Annotated in this window: 2 protein-coding genes; both read left to right on the forward strand. The window is 61.0% G+C overall.

Annotation, left to right across the window (positions count from 1 at the left end; all coding sequences use genetic code 11):
- On the forward strand, positions 1-532 hold a 532-nt coding region (locus ACWIE7_RS19050; RefSeq protein ID WP_454070311.1), incomplete at its 5' end, for an inositol monophosphatase family protein.
- Positions 533-722: 190 nt separating this feature from the next.
- A partial coding sequence (locus ACWIE7_RS19055; RefSeq protein ID WP_454070312.1) for a hypothetical protein occupies positions 723-1,852 on the forward strand: 1,130 nt, incomplete at its 3' end.

Here is a 1,852-nt window from a genome sequence, read left to right on the forward strand (position 1 = left end):
GGCCTTCCTCACCGGCATGGCGGGCTGGGGCACGCTCGTCGGCGTGGTCGAGGACGGGCGCGCGGTGGCGGGCTGGGTGGACCAGCCGATCCTGGGTGAGACGTTCTCGGCGGTGGGTGGCCGCGCCGTCGTGCGTCGTCCGGCCGCTGACGGCGATTCGGTGCAGATCACGGACCTGCGGACGTCGGGTTGCACGGAGCTGTCCGAGGCGATCCTGTACACGACGCATCCGTCGATGTTCGGTGACAGCGGCGTGCGGCGCGACCGCTACGACGAACTCGGCCGCCGCGTCCGCCTCCAGCGCTTCGGCGGCGACTGCTACGCCTACTGCATGCTCGCCGCCGGCCGGGTGGACCTGGTCGTGGAGTCCGACCTCAACTCCTACGACATCGTGGCGCTGATCCCGATCATCGAGGCCGCGGGCGGGGTGATCACCGGCCCGGACGGCCGGCAGCCGCTGGTGGGCGGCACGGTGGTCGCGGCCGCGACGCCCGAGCTGGCCGAGCAGGCGTGGGCGGTGCTGCAGCCGTAGCGAATCCCGCTGTCAGGCAGAGTGGGCGGAGAGCACCCGACGAAGCTCTCAGAATTCGAGTGCCAGTTCGTGAGCGGCTAGCTGGTAGTCGCCGAGAAACTGGCGTGCTCAATATAGCCGAACGCATGGCCACCCACATCTCTAACGATTAGAGTTACTCGGTCAAAGGACAAGTGAAGGGTGTAAAAAGGTGGCAAAGCGGGGCTTCTTCGCCGAGTTAAATCACCAGATGAAGCAGGCGGAGAAGCGCCGTCTGCAGCAGGAAGCTGCCGCTGTGCGAGCGCACAATGCCGCGGTGCGGGAGCAGGAGCGCGCGCGAAGAGTGGCCGAGCGGGCACGAGCTACAGCTAATCGGGCCCATGCGGCTGAGTTGAAGGCGACAGAGCGCGAAGCAAAGCGTCTCTATGTAGAAGCGCGAGAGACCGAGGCTTCGGCCTTGAACTCTCAGCTCGAAGTAGTCTACGACCAAATTGACACCCTTTTGAGCGCTACATTGGAAATCGACGACTATGTTGACCTCGAATCGCTGAGATCAGTTCCGCAGCATCCTCCGTTTTCGCCGGGACCGCTACAGACACCTATCCCCGAAGTTCAACCTGCACGCATGCTGCCTCCGCCGGTCTACAAAGAGCCAGAGCCGCCGAAGGGTCTCGGTGGCATGTTCGGCGGGAAGAAGAAGTACGTTGAAGCGGTGGAAGCGTCTCGCCGCGGGTTTTCCCAGCGCATGCAAGCGCATGCTGAATACGTCGAGAACGAAAAACGGAACTTCCGCGAGGCTGTGGACGCCAGAAACCTTGCAGAAGCACGGAGGCGCCAACAGTTCGCAGCTGCTAAGGACCACTACGAACAGGAGTGTTCCGAGCGCGAAGAGTCCGCTCGACAGGCGAATGCAAAACTGGATGAGCTCATCAACAATCTGGCCTTCGATGTTCCACAAGCCATCGAAGACTATGTTGGAATCGTCTTGGCGAACTCTGTTTACCCAGAGTGCTTCCCTGTTGATTATGCGTACTCGTTTGATCTCGAGTCGCGCGAACTTTTCTTGAAGGTATTTTGTCCGGAACCTTCATCAATTCCGGCGGTAAAGGAATATCGGTACGTTAAGTCGCGCGATGAGATCACGACGACTGCGCTCTCGCAGAAGGCGCAACGAGACAGGTATGCGTCCGCCATCAATGAAACCGCGGTCAGAACACTACACGAAATCTTCGAGGCGGATCGAGCGGCCAAGATAATATCGATCGCGCTGACGGTGGTGGTTAAGCATGTCTCTCCTAGTACTGGTCTCCAAGAAGAGGTGCCGCTCGTTCAGGTGGGTGT

The organism is Dietzia sp. NPDC055343 (genome assembly GCF_053645265.1).